Origin of the sequence: Paractinoplanes tereljensis (genome assembly GCF_016862435.1) — a bacterium.
Classification (GTDB): Bacteria; Actinomycetota; Actinomycetes; order Mycobacteriales; family Micromonosporaceae; genus Actinoplanes; species Actinoplanes tereljensis.
The window spans coordinates 193,907-206,779 of sequence record NZ_BOMY01000016.1 but is presented as its reverse complement, the minus strand read 5'-3'; the positions used below and the strand labels follow the sequence as shown (position 1 = coordinate 206,779).

Below are 12,873 nucleotides of genomic sequence, written 5' to 3'. Positions count from 1 at the left end.
TGGCGACGGGACGTAGCCGGAGGCGAGGGGCACGGGGATGAGGCGACGGGTGAGCCCCGACGAGGAGCTGATGACCGCGCTCTACACCGAGCACTACGCGGTCCTGCTCAGCTTCGTCCTGCGTTATGTGCACGACCGGCATCGCGCCGAGGACATGGTGCAGGAAACCCTGCTGCGGGCCTGGAAGCACATCGACCACCTCGACACCGACCAGGGCCGCACCCGCTCCTACCTGCTCACCATCGCGCGCAACGTGGTCACCAACGCGTGGCGGGCCGAGCAGCGCCGGCCGCACCTGGTGGGTGACGAGACCGCGGTCAACGCCATGCCGGTCGAGGACAACGTCGACCAGATGGTGGAGGGCTGGTTGGTGGCCGAGGCGCTGGAACGGCTGTCCGACGACCATCAGGCCGTGGTCAAAGCCATGTACTACGAGGGCCGAAGCGTGGCCGAGGCGGCTCGCCAGCTGTCCGTACCCGAAGGAACCGTAAAATCCCGGGCCTATTACGCGGTTCGGGCGTTACGGACGGCGTTCGAGGAGATGGGGGTTCTCCGATGAGCGCGGAACACGATGAACTGCGGCGGCTGCTCGGTGGCTATCTTCTCGGCGGCCTGGACGACACCGACACCGACCGGCTCGACGCGCACCTGCGGGACTGCGACGAGTGCCGCGACGAGTTGGAGCGCTTGGCGCCCGTACCAGAACTTCTGCAGCGCCTGCCGGACGCCCAGCGGGCGGCCGGAGTCGAGGCCGACCCACCGATCAGCCTGTCCGCCCGGCCGTCGGCGGAAAACATCGAGGGCCTGCTGCGCCGGATGCGATCGGCGCGCAACCGGGAGAAACGGGCCGCGCGCGTGCGCTGGCTGGCCGCGGCGGCCGCGGTGCTGATCGCGGTCGTGGTCGGCGCCGGGGTGATCCGCAGCAACCGCAGCAACACCCCGCCGACGTCGTCGCTGCCCAGTGCCGAGCTGGTGACCGCGCGGTTCGAGCCGGCCGAGGGCAGCGGGCTGACCGGCCAGGCCGTGCTCACCCCGAAGATGTGGGGGGTGTCGGTGGCGCTGGACGTGACGAAGCTGCGCGGCGAGGGCCCGTTCCTGTGCGAGGTGCACAACGCCGAGGGCAAGGTCGAGCAGGCGGCGGTGTGGGGACCGACGGCGAGCGGCAGCGCGAAGGTGATCGGAGCCAGCTCGTTCCAGTTGCGCAACGTCAGCTCGATCAACATCGCCGACACCGACGGCCACGTGCTCGGCACCGCCCTGCTCGATTAGGACACTCTTCGGAGTTTCACCAGGTAGGTCTGTGCGACCACGACCAGGGCCAGGAACGTTCCGCTGATCACCTGCTGCCAGTTGCTGTTCACGTTGCCGACCTGGTTGATCAGGTTCTGGATGACGCCGAGCAGCAGCACGCCCGCGATGGTTCCGGCGATCGTGCCGGCGCCGCCGGTCAGCAGCGTCCCGCCGATCACCACCGCGGCGATCGCGTCCAGCTCCATGCCGGTGCCCAGCACGGTCACCCCGGAGCCGAGCTTGGCCGCGTTGATCGCGCCGGCCAGGCCGGCCAGCAAACCCGACATCACATAGACCCAGATCTTGGTACGCCGTACCGCGATGCCCATCAGCGCGGCCGCGTCCTCGCTGCCGCCCACCGCGTAGACCGCGTGCCCGAATCGGGTGCGGGCCAGCAGCACGATGCCCAGCACCACCAACCCGGCGACCAGCCAGACCTGGTAGCCGATGTCGAGGAACGAGCCGTTGCCCAGCCGCCGGAACGCGTCGCTCTGGACCAGAAAGGTCGCGGAACCCTCGGAACTGATGGCCCGCATGAGCCCGCGCGCTCCGAGGAGCGCCGCCAAAGTCACAATAAAAGGAGCCATTCGGGTGTACGCGATGAGCAGTCCATTCGCGACCCCGATCGCCCCGCACACGAGCAGCGGCACCGCGAACGCCGTGACGAAGCCGAACTGCGAGGCCCAGGCCGCGAGGACCCCACCGAGCACGTAGAGCGAGCCGACCGACAGGTCGATGCCGCCGGTCAGGATCACGAACGTCATGCCGAGCGCGATAAGCATCGGTGGCGCCGCCGCGACCAGGATCGTCGCGGTGTTGTCGAAGCTGCGGAAGTTCGGGAACGTGGCGAACGAGATCAGCACGACCACGACCAGGACGGCGAGGGCACCCTGCCGCTGGACGATCTCGACAATCCGGTCGGTGCGATCGGTCCGGCGGGTGTCCTCGGGCGTGGCCACCGGAAGCGTCATGGTCACCGGGTCTTCCTCTCTCGCGCCACGTAGACCGCGATCAGGATGATGACGGCCTGCACCATCTCGGTCGTGGACGGCTGCAGGTTGTGTTTGATCATGGTGGCGATCACCAGCTGCATGAGCAGGGCGCCGGCCACCGTGCCGAGGACGCGCACCTTGCCGCCGGTGAGCGGGGTGCCGCCGACCACCACCGCGGTGATCGCGGAGAGCTCGATGAGCAGGCCGACCGCCGAGGCGTCACTGGACTGGATGCGGGCCACGCTCAGCAGGCCGGCGATCGAGGCGAGCACCGCGCACAGCACGTACACGGTGATCAGCACCCGCTTGACCGGTAAACCGGCCAGCTCGGTGGCCGGCCGGTTGCCGCCGATGGCGAGCAGCCGGCGGCCGAAAACGGTGCGCCGCACCAGGAACGCCACGACCACCACCAGGGCGGCGGCGATCCAGACCAGCACCGGGATGCCGAGCAGGTCACCCGAGCCGAGGTAGATCAGGTCGGGGTTGCGGACGTCCTTGAGCTTGCCCTCGCTGATCACCACGGCCAGGCCGCGGCCGCCGACGAAGAGGGCCAGGGTGGCGACGATCGGCTGCAATCCGACCCGGGCCACGAGTACGCCGTTGATCAGCCCGACGACCACGCCGGCCACCAGCGACGCCAGGATCGCGGCGACCACGCCGTACCCCAGGTAGAGCGGGATGAGCGCCGCGGCCAGGGCCATCACCGAGCCAACCGACAGGTCGATGCCCTCGGTGCCGATGACCAGCGCCATGCCGAGCGCGACGATCACGATCGGCGCGACCTGGATGAGCTGGATGCGCAGATTGCTCCAGGTCAGGAAGTACGGCGTGAAGAAGATGTTGTAGAGGACCAGCAGCAGGATGGCCAGGTAGACGCCGTACTGCGAGAGCCCCTTGAGATTGACGGCCGGCCGGGCCGCGACCTGGGTCGTCACTGGTTGCCTCCGGCGGCGATCGTGGCCATCAGGTCCTCGGTGGTCACCTCGGCGCCGGTGAGGGTGCCGACGACGACCCCGTCGCGCAGCACCACCACCCGGTCGGCGCCCTCGATCAGCTCCTCGGCGTCCGAGGAGACCAGCACGACGCCGAGCCCCTCGGCCGCGAGCTCGTCGATCAGCGACTGCACCTCGGCCTTGGCGCCGACGTCGATGCCCCGGGTCGGCTCGTCGAGCAGCAGCACCCGGGGCCCGGTGGCGAGCAGCCGGGCGAGCAGCACCTTCTGCTGGTTGCCGCCGGAGAGGTCGCCGACGAGCTGGCCCGGGCCGGACGCCTTGATCCGCAGCCGGGTCATGTACTTCTCGACGATCGCGTCGATCTTGGCGTCCGAGACCAGGCCGAAGCGGGACAGCTGGGGGAGGACGGCGAGCGCGATGTTCTCCCGTACCGAAAGACCGGCGATGATGCCCTCGGCCTTGCGGTCCTCGGGTTGTACCGCGATGCCGGCCTTGACGGCTCGCACGGTCGTGGGTTTCTTCAGGTCGACGCCGTCGACCTGAACGTCGCCGCTGTCCAGCGGATAGGCGCCGCCGATCGCCTTGATGGTCTCGCTGCGGCCGGCGCCGAGCAGGCCACCGAGGCCGACCACCTCGCCGGGCCGCACCTCGAAGCTGATGTCGTGCAGTTTCCGCCGGCTGGTCAGGCCGCGTGCCCGGAGCACCGGCGGGGCGTCGCTGACCTCCGGGTCGGACTCCTTGAACGCGGAGAACGATCCGGACATCTCCCGGCCCAGCATCAGCGAGACGAGCTTGATCCGTTCCAGCTCGGCGAGCTTTCCGGTGTGCACCACCCGGCCGTCGCGCAGGATCGTGACGGCGTCGCAGATCTGGTAGAGCTCGTCGAGCCGGTGGCTGACGTAGATGATGCCGATGCCCCGGCGGTGCAGGTCGCGGATGATGCCGAAGAGGGTTTCCACCTCGCGCGGTTCGAGCGACGAGGTGGGCTCGTCCATGATGACGACCTTGGCGTCGATCATCACGGCCCGGGCCAGCGCGACCATCTGCTGCGCACCGAGGGCGAGCGTGCCGAGCTGCCGTTTCACGTCGGCGGTGACGCCGTAGCCGGCCAGGATCTCCCGGGCCTCGTGGTGCATCCGCTTCTCGTCGAGCAGGCCGAACCTGTTCCTCGGCTCGCGGCCGAGGAACAGGTTGTGAGCCACGCTCATCTGCGGAATCAGATTGACTTCCTGATAAATCGTGGAAATTCCGGCGTGCTGAGCGTCCATCGGCGTCCCGAACTGCGCCTTCTCTCCCTGATAGCGCAGCTCGCCCTCATCCGGTTGGTAGACACCGGTGAGCACCTTGATCAAAGTGGACTTGCCGGCACCGTTCTCACCGACAAGAGCGTGCACCTCGCCGGCCGCCAGCCGGAACGAGACTCGGTCGAGGGCACGCACACCCGGAAATATCTTGGAGACGTCGAGGACTTCCAGCATCTTTACCCCAGTGGATTCGCGTTGTTCCAGGTCGCGTCGGCGTTGTAGCTGCTCGACGAGTCCCAGGTGTTGCCGCCGCCATTGGTGGCGATGTAGACCGCTTCGGCGTAGTGCCGCCAGAAGTAGCCGGGATAGTTGACCGACTCGAGCGAGAGGTTCGCCCCGCTCAGGCCGGGCTGCGCGCAGAACGTGGCGTCCTGCTGGAACGTCGTCGTCCCGTCGTTGGTCGCCGTTTGCAGCCGGTAGGCCGCATGCCGGAGGTAGCGCCCCGGGTAGTTGACCGACTCGAACGTGTAGCAACTGTTGTCGGCCAGCCCGGCGCGGACCGTGAAGGTGGCGTCCTGCCGGTCGGCGAGCGAGCTGCCCGTGGTGATCACGTCGGTGCGGGCCAGGCTGTTTTGATGCCGCAGGTAGCGGGTGTCGTAGCCGGCCGTGGTGACCCGGAACGAGCGGTTCGCCCCGACGGTCAGATCGGCGCCGCTGCGCCACAGCGGCGTGGTCACCTGCCAGGTCGCGTCGTCGGTGAACGAGCCGCCGGTGTTGGCGTCCATCCAGACCTCGTCGCTGCGATGCCGCAGGTAGTAACCGGCCATGTTGGACGCTTCCAGCGAGGTGCCACCGCCGGAGAGGCCGGGCCGGGCACAGAAGGTGGCGTCGGCGGCGAAGGTGCCACCCGTGTTCGCTTCGCGGTAGACCCGGTAACTGCGATGCCGCAGGTACTGGCCGGGGAAGTTGCGCGACTCGAACGAGTAGCAGGTGGTGTTCGACAGTCCGGGACGCACCCAATAGGTGGCGTCCTGGCGGTCAGCCGAAGCGGTGCCGATCACGTCGGTACGGGCCGCGCCGGCGGAATGCCGCAGGTAGCGGTTGGTGTAGCCGGGTGTGGTCACCCGCAGCGAGGCCAGCTTGCCGGTGGAGAGGGTGGCACCGGTCGCCGCGCCCAGGACCCGCAGGTTGACCTCACGAACCCGGGCCAGGTCCATCTTCGCGACCTGCCGGTCGTACGTGTAGAAGCCGTTGAGCTCTTCCTCCACGTCGGTCGGCTCGGTGTAGACGCTTCCGGACAGCCCGCTGCCGTTGATCAGGTCGATCAGCCGGCCGGTGATCTGGACGTATCGGCTGGTCAGTGCGTTCGAGTCGGCGAGCCACTCGTAGGCGAACTTGCCGCTGGTCGGCCACTCGTGGGTGGTTCGCAGGCCGAGGCCGCCGTACTCGCCGTTGACCGCGAACCGGGTAGCGGTCGGCGCGCGGCCGATGCCGGGACCGACGTAGACGTGGTCGTCGATCACGTCGCCGTTGCCCGGATCCGGGTCGGAGTCGCAGCAGTTCGAGCCGGAGTCGTGGTTGACCATCCGGATCGGGTCCCAGCTTTTCACCAGGTCGGTGATCCGGCCGGCGTCGTACTCGCCCCAGCCCTCGTTGAACGGCACCCACTGGACGATCGACGTGATGCCCTTGTGCTCGTCGACCATCTCCTTGAGTTCCTTCTCGAACCGGGTGCGCCCAGCCGTCGACGGTTCCTTGCCGCTGGCCAGGGCGGGCATGTCCTGCCAGACCATCAGGCCGAGCCGGTCGGCCCAGTAGAACCAGCGGTCGCTCTCCACCTTGATGTGCTTGCGGACCATGTTGAAGCCCATGGCCTTCTGCTGTTCGAGGTCGAAGCGCAAGGCGGTGTCGGTCGGCGCGGTGTAGATGCCGTCCGGCCAGTAGCCCTGGTCGAGGGTGCCGAGCTGGTAGACGAACTTGCCGTTGAGGGTGGGTCGGAGCACCCCGCCGAGCATCGCCTTGCCGAGCGAGCGCATCCCGGCGTAGCCGCCTACGGTGTCGCCGCTGCCCAGCGTGACTTTCAGGTCGTACAGGAAAGGATCGTCGGGTGACCAGAGCCGGGCATTGGGGATATTTACCCGGAATGATGCGCCGACCGTCCCGGTGGCCGTGCCGACCACCGTGCCGCCGCTAAGGACCTGGGCCGTCACGGATTGGCCGCTCGCGTTGGCTGCCTGCACGATCAGGTCGAGGCCGCCGGCCGCGACGTTGGGTGTGGTGTCGAGCCGGGTGATCCGGGCCGAGTTGGTCGGCTCCAGCCAGACGGTCTGCCAGATGCCGCTCGACGGCGTGTAGAAGATGCCGCCCCGGCTGATCCGCTGCTTGCCGACCGGGATGTCCTGGGTCTCGACCGGGTTCCAGGCGCCGACGATGATCTCGTTCGCGCCCGCTTTGAGGGCACTCGTGATGTCGTACGAGAACTTGTCGTAGCCGCCCTCGTGCGTGCCGAGCAGCGTGCCGTTGACCCAGACCTTCGACTGCCACATCACGGCACCGAAGTTGAGCTGCACGTTCTTGCCGGTCCAGCCGGTCGGGACGGTGAACGTGCGGCGGTAGTACGAGTAGTCCTGGCGTCGCATGATCCCGGAGAGCGCGCTCTCGATCGGGTACGGCACCAGGATCTCCTCACCGAGGGTCTGCCCGGTGGGTGGAGTGTTGATGTTCGAGGCGCCGACGAACTGCCAGATGCCGTTGAGGCTCTGCCAGTCGGTGCGGGTGAGCTGCGGCCGCGGATATTCGGGCAGCGGGTTGGTGGTGGAGACCTGGCTGGTCCACGGGGTGCTCAGCGGCGGCGTCTTGGGGGCGAACGCCTCGGCCGGGCCGGTGGTGGCGACCAGGGTGCCGGCCGTGGCGGCCAGCACGAGTGCGAGAAGTCGTCGGGGATGTGCGGTCACGTTCCGCTCCTTCGGGGATGGAGCCGACGATGGGCAACACAAACGAACATTTACCGGCGGCGGTGCGGGTTTTTTCGGGAAAACCCGACACCGCCGCCGCGATCTCAGTACGCGCTGGCGAGGTCCGCCTTGGCGTTGTCCTGGCCGTACTGCCGGTCGGAGATGATCACGTCCTGGTCGACCGGCTCACCGCCGAAGAACTTCTGCGCCGTGGCGAAGGAGAGTGGCCCGAAGCGCGGGTTGGATTCGATGACGGCCGATGCCCAGCCGTCCACAATGGCCTGCACAGCGCCCTTGGTGCCGTCGATCGACACCACCTTGACGTCGCCGGCCTTCTTGCCGGCGCCCTTCAGCGCCGTGATGGCGCCGAGAGCCATCTCGTCGTTCTCGCCGTAGATCCCGTTGATGTCCGGGTTGGACTGGAGCAGCTGCTCGGTGACTTTCTGCCCGTCCTCGCGGGCGAAGTTGCCCGTCTGTTCAAAGACGATCTTGATGTCCGGCGCCACCTTGGCGATCTCGTCCTTGAAGCCGCTGGTGCGCAGCGTGGTGACGTTGTTGCCGGGCGCGCCGAGCAGGATGGCCACCTTGCCCTTGTTGCCCAGCGACTTGGCCATCTCGTCGGCGGCGCGTTTGCCCTGTTCAGCGAAGTCCGACCCGATGAAGGTCAGGTAGTCCTTGCAGGGTGTGGCGTTGATCTTCCGGTCGATCGTGATGATCGGAACCTTCTTGGCCGACGCCTTGGCGAACACCGAATCCCAGCCGTCCGAGTTGAGCGGCGCGATCACCAGCAGCTGCACACCCGAGTCGATCATCTGCTCGACATCGGAGATCTGCTTGTTGAACTGGGAGTTTGCGTTCGTTGTCGTGAGGTTCGTGATGCCGAGCTTGGCCGCTTCGTCCTTGATGGACTGGGTCTCGGCAATCCGGAACGGGTTGGCCTCCTTCTCCGACTGGGAGAAGCCGACCTTCGCCGTCTTGAGGTCGAGTTTGGTGCCGCCGTACTGGTCAATGGTGCAGGTAGCAGCCCCGGACGAGGCCGACGCGACGACCTGAGCGCCGGCCGAGGCCGGCGTTCCGGAGCCCGCCGAGGAACCGTCGTCCTCGGACTTCGCGCAGGCTCCGGCACTGAGAATGAGTAGGGCCGCACCGAGAGTAGCGGCCGCAGGGCGCAAAAAGCCCATGATTTTGTGCTCCTTAGCGGTGATGAGACATCGGGGAGTAACCGCCTGGAAACACATTCACGCACTATCGAACTTTTCCTGTCAAGGACGCACGCGTCGGCCGTGCGGTCCGGAAATTAAACGACAGCCCTCGATGTGCGCGCCATGTCCCAGCGCGCCGACATCGAGGTGTAAAGGCGCAGCGCCTCGTCCGGCCGTTCGCCGCTGAGCACCGCCGCGTCCTCCAGCGCACCGGCCAACTCGAAGCGGCGGCCCACCTTGCGGTAGTGCTCGGCGGCCTCCCGCGCGAGGGCCGGATCGCCGGTGCGCAGGGCCTGGCAGCGCAGGTGGGCGGCGTGCGCACGGGCCGGCCGCACCTCCTTGGCGGCCTCGGTCGCGCAGATCTCGGCGGCCCGCTCGGCAATGTCCATTCGGGACTCCCGCACTGCCAGCCGCAGCACGTCGGGCAGCCACTGGTGGCGCAGCATCATCGGCGCGTACGACGGTTGGAGCAGCGGCGTCAGCAGCTCCAGCGCCGGCCGGCCCTCTTGCTCGGCCGCGAGTGCCCGGGCCACCAGCAGGAAGTCGCAGTTCTCCCGTTCCGCCTCGCTGGCCGGCACCGCGTCGGCCGCGTCGAGGTGCGCGGCGGCCAGGTCGCGGGCGTCCCGGTGCAGCGCGATCAGCGCGGCCACCCCGTGCAGCAGCATGGTCACCGCGCCCGGCTCGCGCAGGCCGTGGAACAGGATCCCCGGACCGTCCTCGGTCACCGCCGACACCTCGGACAACGCGTCGTCCCACCGGCCCAGCCAGTAGTCCTGCACCGCGGTCGCCACCTGCATGTTCGCGGTCAGCCGGTGCGACGCGGCGAACTCGGCGGCGGTCCGCAGGGTGCGCTGCGCTTCGTCCAGCCGGTCCAGGTTCTGCAGCGAGAAGAGCCGGTTGTCGAGCAGGTCGAAGTACGTCCCGGTGAGGTCGTCGCGGCCCTTGACCACGGCCAGCGCGCGGTCGACGTGTTCCAGCGCGCGCTCGTGGTCCCGGCGGATCGAGCTGGTCAGCCAGATGGTCTGCAGCGCGAACGCCGTCTCGTACGGCTGGCCGGCCGCCTCCGCCTCGGCGCGGACCGTCTGCGCCCGCTGTTCGGCCTGGTCCAGGTCGTCGAGGTCGCCGCGGCGGAAGTTGGCCAGCAGCACCCGGTGCCGGGTCTGCCAGATGGTCGGCACCCGCGGATCGTCCACCGCGTCCCGCAGCATGGTCACCGCCTCGACCGTCTCGCCCCGGCGGTAGCGCATGGTCGCCAGCAGGTGCCGCATCTCGGCCCGGTCGGCCGGATCGGTGGCGAGGCTCATCGCCTCCTCGGCCTCGGTCATCGGGTACCGGTCGCGGCGGAAATCGAGCCGGACCAGGGCGACAAGCAGCACGCCGCGCTGCGCCGCCGACGGCAGGTCGGTGCGCAGCGTGCGGCGGATCAGGTCGGCCGCGATCTGCGGGGTACGCCGGATCACCTCGGCGTGGTGCGCGAGCAGCCAGTTCAACACCCAGGTGTCGACCGCCGGGGTCTCCGCGTTGAGCTGCTCGGCGACCCGGGTGACCGAACTGCCGCCGGCCGCGAGCACCTCGGCCGCGTGCCGGTGCAGCCCGGCCCGCAACGCCGGCGGCACGCTCTGCACCAGCGCCTGGCGCAGGTATCCGTGCCGGAACGCGAGGTCGGTGCCGCTGTCCACCAGCACGTTCGCGGTCAGCGCCTCCTCCAGCGCGCCGACCAGGTCGAGCGCCGACCGGCCGGTCACCGCCACCACCTCGCTCACCGAGAACTCGGCCCCGAGCAGCGCGGCCAGCCGCAGCACCTCGCGGGTCGGCCCGGAGAGCAGGTCCAGAGTGGAGTGCACGGCGGCGAGCAGGGTGCGCGGCGGGGCCACGGTGACGTCCGGGCCGATGTCGGCGCGCCCGCCCGCGACCTCGATGACGTCCCGCTGCCGCAGCGCGCCGACCAGTTCCCGGGCGAACAGCGGGTTGCCACCGGAGCGGCTCACCAGCGCCCGCAGGTTGGGGCCGGGCGGCGCGCCGACCTGCGCGGCCACCAGGCGATCGAGGTCGGTGGCCGGGAGCGGGCCGAGCCGCAGACCCGGCGTGTGCCGCGGGCGGTCGGTTGCCCGCGCGGCCGCGACCAGCAGCAACGGCAGCCGGCCGACCAGACCCTGCAGGCGTTCCCAGACCCGGACGGTGGCGCTGTCCGCCCACTGCATGTCGTCGACGATCAGGATCAGCGGCGTCGCGGCGCAGGCGGCCCGGACCGAGGCGACGATCTGGTCCTCGGCCACGTCCGGCTCGGCGACCGGACTGCGCGGGCGGCGGGAGGCGGATTCCAGGCCGAGGGCTCGGGACAGCACCTGCAGGGGCACCCGGGAGCCGAGTTGATCGGCCGCACCCCAGGCCACCCGGCAGCCGCAGCGGGCGGCGTCGGCGAACGCCTGGGTCAGCAGCTCGGTCTTGCCGATGCCCGGCTCGCCCTCGATCCAGATCGACCCGCCGGTGCCGGCCGCCACCTGCCGTACCAGCCCGCGCAGGTGATCGATTTCGGCCTCCCGGCCGAACCAGTCCCGGTTGGTGAGGCCGTCCCGCAGCGCCTTCGCCACCGCGGTCGGCACCACCGTGCGCAGTGGCTCGGGCACCGGCAGCGCGGCCGGCTGTTCGGCCGAGCCGGCCAGCACCTGCCGCTGCAATTCCTGCAGAGCCGGGCCCGGCTCGATGCCCAGCTCGGCGACCAGGGTGCGGCGGGCCGCCCGGAACACCTCGAGGGCCTCGGCGTGCCGGCCGGCCCGGTGCAGCGCGCGCATCAGCAACTCGTGCAGTGGTTCGTGCAGCGGGTTGTCCTTGACCAGGCCGGTGAGCTCGGCGATCAGGCCGTCGTCGCCGCCGCGGTCGAGCAGGATGCGGGCCCGCTGCTCGGCGGTGGCCAGCCGCAGCTCGGCCAGGCGCTGCCGGTCCAGCTCGAGGAACGGGCCGGCCAGCGTCGCGTACGCGTCGCCGCGCCACAGATCGAGCGCCTCGTCCAGCCGGTCGGCGGCGGACCGGCCGTCGCCCGCGTGCATGAACTCGGCCGCGGCCGAGCGCAGCTGCTGGAAACGGGCCGCGTCCAGGTCGGCCGGCTCGACCCGGAGCAGGTAACCACCCGAGGCGGTGGTCAGCAGGCCCGGCGGCAGAGCCCGGCGCAGGCCCGAGACGTACGTGTAGACGCTGCCGGCCGCGGTGGCCGGCGGCGAGTCCCCCCAGATCGCGGTGATCAGCTCGTCCCGGCCGACCAGCCGGCCGGCGTGCGCGGCGAGCACCGCGAACACCGCGCGCTGCCGGGCCGCGCCCAGGTCGACCTCCCGGTCGGCGATCCAGGCGCGGACCGGCCCGAGCACGCTGACGCGCAAGACTTCCGGCACGTGTCCTCCCGGTTCGGGTGTCCTCAACTTCGAGGGAGACGGGCCGGGTGTCAATGGATAACAGAAACCGTCCTTACGGGCAGTCCTCCGCCGTAGCCCTTCCCCGCCCGATGACCCCCTGGTGAACTGGCCTATCGGCCTCTATCACGCCCTGAAGAATCTCTGAAGGTTCTCTGAAGAACCTTTTCCGACACTTGCTCCCACACCTACTCGTGGGAGGAGCGGGCCGTGGAACAGGTGAAGGTCGCGCTGCAGGCGATGGATCCGGTCAGTCATGCCGGGTTGGCCGCGTTACTCCAATTCCGGAACGACATGGTGGTACTACGCAGCAACCAGCGGCACGACGCCGACGTGCTGGTCGCGGCGGCCGAGCGGCTCACCCCGGACGTGGTGGCGGCGCTGCGCCGCACCGGTGCCGACGTGAGCGCGCCGATCGTGCTGGTCTGCCAGGAGATCCTCGAAGCCGAGCTGATGACCGCGGTGGAGTGCCGGGTGGTGGGCATCCTGCCGCGCACGGCGGTCACCGCCGAGCGGTTGGCGCACAGCGTGCGGGCGGCCGCGTGCGGTGGCGGGGTGATGCCGCCGAATCTGGTCGGCGAGTTGCTCAAGCAGGTCGAGCGGATGCAGCGGGACGTGCTGGCGCCGAACGGGCTGAACGCGTCCGGGCTGACCCCGCGCGAGATCGACGTGCTGCGGCTGATGGCGGACGGCTTCGACACCAACGAGATCGCCGGGAAGCTCTGCTACTCGGAGCGGACCGTGAAGAACGTCATCTACGGCGTGACCCACCGGCTCAAACTGCGCAATCGCTCGCACGCGGTGGCCTACGCGCTGCGCGCCGGGATGATCTGA

9 protein-coding genes are annotated in these 12,873 nt (G+C 69.5%); 3 read left to right on the top strand and 6 right to left on the bottom strand.

All coding sequences use genetic code 11. The features are described 5' to 3' along the window. Positions 1-37: 37 nt before the first annotated feature. Both Ate02nite_RS12440 and Ate02nite_RS12435 read left to right on the top strand, forming a co-directional pair. Entirely contained in the window at positions 38-559 is a 522-nt protein-coding gene (locus tag Ate02nite_RS12440; protein ID WP_203804237.1) for a sigma-70 family RNA polymerase sigma factor, read from the top strand. Beyond that, the gene (locus tag Ate02nite_RS12435; protein ID WP_203804234.1) at positions 556-1,269 is read left to right on the top strand and encodes a zf-HC2 domain-containing protein; all 714 of its coding nucleotides are present in this window, start codon (positions 556-558) and stop codon (positions 1,267-1,269) included. The genes Ate02nite_RS12440 and Ate02nite_RS12435 overlap by 4 nt, the downstream gene beginning before the upstream one ends. Here the strand turns inward: Ate02nite_RS12435 and Ate02nite_RS12430 are convergent. From Ate02nite_RS12430 to Ate02nite_RS12405, 6 genes are all read right to left on the bottom strand, one after another. Further along, positions 1,266-2,261: an ABC transporter permease gene (locus Ate02nite_RS12430; protein WP_203804446.1), complete on the bottom strand. Its 996-nt coding sequence runs from the start codon at positions 2,259-2,261 to the stop codon at positions 1,266-1,268. The genes Ate02nite_RS12435 and Ate02nite_RS12430 overlap by 4 nt on opposite strands. Before the next feature lie 2 nt (positions 2,262-2,263). Continuing rightward, entirely contained in the window at positions 2,264-3,217 is a 954-nt protein-coding gene (locus Ate02nite_RS12425) for an ABC transporter permease (RefSeq protein ID WP_203804232.1), read from the bottom strand. After that, complete coding sequence (locus Ate02nite_RS12420; RefSeq protein ID WP_203804230.1) at positions 3,214-4,713, bottom strand: sugar ABC transporter ATP-binding protein; 1,500 nt, start codon at positions 4,711-4,713, stop codon at positions 3,214-3,216. Before Ate02nite_RS12420 ends, Ate02nite_RS12425 begins: the two co-directional genes overlap by 4 nt. Positions 4,714-4,715: 2 nt before the next feature. After that, a complete protein-coding gene (locus Ate02nite_RS12415) occupies positions 4,716-7,433 on the bottom strand; it encodes an AbfB domain-containing protein (RefSeq protein ID WP_203804228.1) in 2,718 nt (905 codons plus the stop codon). A 104-nt stretch (positions 7,434-7,537) separates the two neighbouring features. Next, positions 7,538-8,614: an ABC transporter substrate-binding protein gene (locus Ate02nite_RS12410; protein WP_203804214.1), complete on the bottom strand. Its 1,077-nt coding sequence runs from the start codon at positions 8,612-8,614 to the stop codon at positions 7,538-7,540. Positions 8,615-8,730: 116 nt separating this feature from the next. Next, positions 8,731-12,021 (bottom strand): ATP-binding protein, encoded by a 3,291-nt coding sequence (locus tag Ate02nite_RS12405; protein WP_203804212.1) that lies wholly within the window; start codon positions 12,019-12,021, stop codon positions 8,731-8,733. 228 nt (positions 12,022-12,249) lie between these two features. On the opposite strand from Ate02nite_RS12405, the gene Ate02nite_RS12400 reads away from it, so the two are divergent. Next, positions 12,250-12,873 (top strand): helix-turn-helix transcriptional regulator, encoded by a 624-nt coding sequence (locus Ate02nite_RS12400; protein WP_203804211.1) that lies wholly within the window; start codon positions 12,250-12,252, stop codon positions 12,871-12,873.

Excerpts from the sequence above, each read along its gene's own strand:
- Ate02nite_RS12420 (WP_203804230.1), bottom strand. The coding sequence starts at position 4,713 with ATGCTGGAAGTCCTCGACGTCTCCAAGATATTTCCGGGTGTGCGTGCC.
- Ate02nite_RS12440 (WP_203804237.1), top strand. The coding sequence starts at position 38 with ATGAGGCGACGGGTGAGCCCCGACGAGGAGCTGATGACCGCGCTCTAC.
- Ate02nite_RS12410 (WP_203804214.1), bottom strand. The coding sequence starts at position 8,614 with ATGGGCTTTTTGCGCCCTGCGGCCGCTACTCTCGGTGCGGCCCTACTC.
- Ate02nite_RS12435 (WP_203804234.1), top strand. The coding sequence starts at position 556 with ATGAGCGCGGAACACGATGAACTGCGGCGGCTGCTCGGTGGCTATCTT.
- Ate02nite_RS12430 (WP_203804446.1), bottom strand. The coding sequence starts at position 2,261 with ATGACGCTTCCGGTGGCCACGCCCGAGGACACCCGCCGGACCGATCGC.